Here is a 2648-nt window from a genome sequence, read left to right on the forward strand (position 1 = left end):
CGGGACGTTCAGGCGGCGCACGGTGGGCGGCTGCGGGGGCTCGTCGGGCGGCGGCTGACGGCGTTCTGGGTGGTGTGGGACCTGAAGGACGACGAGTGGTTCGCCGACTGTCCCGTGCTGCTCGACTTCGACGGGGAGCAGGTCGGGGTGAACCACTGGAAGTTCGACGAGGTGTCCGTGACCTGGAACGCGGTCGACCTGAGCCGGCCCGTCGTCTGGCCGGAGTTCGAACTGCGCTGGCGCGACGACGCGCTGCCGGAGCCTGCCGCGCTGGTCGGGCAGACCCTCCGGCACGTCGAACTCGTCGAGTGGCTCGGGCCCGGCGGGGAGGGCGGCGGCGTCGATCTCGGGTTCGTCTTCGCGGACGGCCGTCGGGTCACCGTCGGCAACGCCCTCGACGAGAACGGGCTCGACTTCGAGCAGCCCGGGCCCCGCACCCGGGTGCACGTGCTGCGCTGAGCCCCGCGTCGACGCCCAAACAAAGCGTTCACATCATATAGTTGACATCATTTCATGTGGCCGCGCATCCTGGGCCCATGACATCGACACCGGAGCCGACCACCGACCCGTTCACCCCCGCCCACCCGGAGCAGGCCCGCGCCCACCGTGTCCACGCGTCGCTGTTCCGTATCGCCGAGCGGCACGCCGCGACCGATGCGCAGCGCCGCCGCCAGACGCACCCGACCATGCTCGGCCCGCACGAGGCCGTCCGGCTGGTGTCGTTCCTGCTCAGCGGTGCCGCGCTGCCGGTCGAGGGCGAACCTGAGGTCGACCGGGCCGACATCACCGCCGCGCTCAGCCTCGTCCCGCTCGTCCGCGGCGAGATGGACGAACTGGAGGCCGGGCTCCTGCAGATGGCGCGCGGCCGCGGCATGACCTGGCCGGAGATCGCCTTCGGCCTGGGACTCGGGACGCCGCAGGCCGCGCGGCAGCGTTACGAACGCCTCGTCAGCCGGACGGCGTCGCCCGACGAGGAGGCCGGGGCGGCGCAGGCGTGACGTCCGGCGTCATGTGCGGGACGTCGGCGGCGTCCAGTTCGGCCGTCCGGTCGCGCAGCCATTCCAGGAGTCGGACGACGCGCTCGTCGTGCTCCGGTGGCCGCGGGCTCAGCAGGAAGTAGCGGGTGCCGTCCGGCCGGAAGCCGAAGGGCGCGGCGAGTTGGCCGCGCTCCAGGTCGTCGCGGACCAGCGCGTACGGGCCGATCGCGGCCCCGACGCCCGCCGCCGCGGCCTGCAGCGTGAGATAGAAGTGCTCGAAGGTCTGCTCGCCCGAGCTCCCGGCCGAAGGCGCCCCGGCCACCCGCCGCCAGTCTTCCCACGCCCGCGGCCGCGTCCGGGTGTGCAGCAGCGGCAGGCGCTCCATCGACGCGACGAGGTCCGGCCGGCAGACCGGTCCGACCCGCTCGGCGAACAGCGGCGTCCGGCTCACCTCCGACGGGAACGGGAAGTCGTCCCGGCGGATCGCCAGATCGACGCCGCCCCGGTCGAACGGGACCGGCCCGCCGCCCGCCGACAGATGGACGGTCACGTCCGGGACGCTCGCGGTCAGGTCCGGCAGGCGGGGGATCAACCACCGCATCAGCAGCGTCGGTTCGCAGGACAGCGTCAGCGGCCCGTCCGTACTGCGTCGCGACACCTGCCGGGCGGCCGTGTCGATCTGGTCGAGCGCGTCCCGGACCACGGCGGCCAGCTGGCGCGCCTCGGGCGTCGGGCGAAGCGTGCGCGCGCCGCGCTCGAACAGCGACACGCCGAGTGCCCGCTCCAGGTTCTGGATCTGCCGGCTCACGGCTCCGTGCGTGACATGCAGCTCCTGCGCGGCCGCGGTCATGCTGGCGTGCCGCACAGTCGCCTCGAACGGCAGCAGCGTGTTCGGCGGGGGCAGATCGGGCCAGCGATTCATGTGTGAATTCTACTCACCGGTGGTGTGAGAACGAATCGTTTGTCCAGGGGCTTTGCCCTGCCCCACACTCGATTCAGTCACAGTACGCCCCTCTCGCACCTCCCGGAGGAACCCGCATGGCCATCGCCATCCTGGCCGACGACCTCACGAGCGCCGGGGACGGCGCCGCCCCCTTCCGCCGCGCCGGCCACGACGCCCGGATCCTGTTCGCCGCCGCCGACCCCCCATCCGCCCTGGGCCCCGGCGTCACCGCCGTCGATCTCGGCACCCGGATCGTCGACGAGACCGAGGCGGCCGACCGCACCCGCCGCGCCGCCCGCGCGTTCGCCGACGCCGAACTTCTCCTGAAGACCGTGGACTCCACTCTCCGGGGTCACGTCGACGCAGAGATCCGTGCCGCGTGGCAGGGCTCCGGACGTCGGGCCGTCGTCGTCGCCCCCGCGTTCCCCGCCGAGGGCCGTACGACAGAACACGCCGTCCAGTACGTCCGGGGCGTCCCGGTGCACGAGAGCGAGTTCGCCCGCGACCCCGTCCACCCCGTCACCCGCTCCGACCTGACCGCCGTCCTGCCCGGCGCCGTACCCGTCGAACCGGACGAGGCGACCGCACGCCTGCCCGAACTGCTGGATCGCGGCGGCCTGTTCGTCTGCTCCGCCGCGACCGACGCCGACCTCGACCGGATCGTCTCGGCCGTGCCCCGCCCCGACGAGGTCCTGTGGGTCGGCTCCCCGGGGCTCGCCGCCGCCCTC

The 2648-nt window shown here is 73.4% G+C and carries 4 protein-coding genes; 3 read left to right on the forward strand and 1 reads right to left on the reverse strand.

Features of this window, described 5'->3' with window-relative positions:
* Nucleotides 1–459, forward strand: a 459-nt coding sequence (locus tag VIU94_RS37965; protein WP_331919019.1) for a hypothetical protein, incomplete at its 5' end; no start/stop codon positions are given.
* Nucleotides 460–536: 77 nt separating this feature from the next.
* The gene (locus tag VIU94_RS37970; RefSeq protein WP_331919021.1) at nt 537–998 is read left to right on the forward strand and encodes a DNA-binding protein; all 462 of its coding nucleotides are present in this window, start codon (nt 537–539) and stop codon (nt 996–998) included.
* On the opposite strand, the gene VIU94_RS37975 is transcribed toward VIU94_RS37970, so the two are convergent.
* Entirely contained in the window at nt 949–1899 is a 951-nt protein-coding gene (locus VIU94_RS37975) for a LysR substrate-binding domain-containing protein (RefSeq protein WP_331919023.1), read from the reverse strand. The genes VIU94_RS37970 and VIU94_RS37975 overlap by 50 nt on opposite strands.
* A gap of 116 nt (nt 1900–2015) precedes the next feature.
* Between VIU94_RS37975 and VIU94_RS37980 the strand changes: the two genes are divergently transcribed.
* On the forward strand, nt 2016–2648 hold a 633-nt coding region (locus VIU94_RS37980; protein ID WP_331919025.1), incomplete at its 3' end, for a four-carbon acid sugar kinase family protein.

Origin of the sequence: Streptomyces sp., assembly GCF_036566765.1 — a bacterium.
GTDB lineage: Bacteria > Actinomycetota > Actinomycetes > Streptomycetales > Streptomycetaceae > Streptomyces.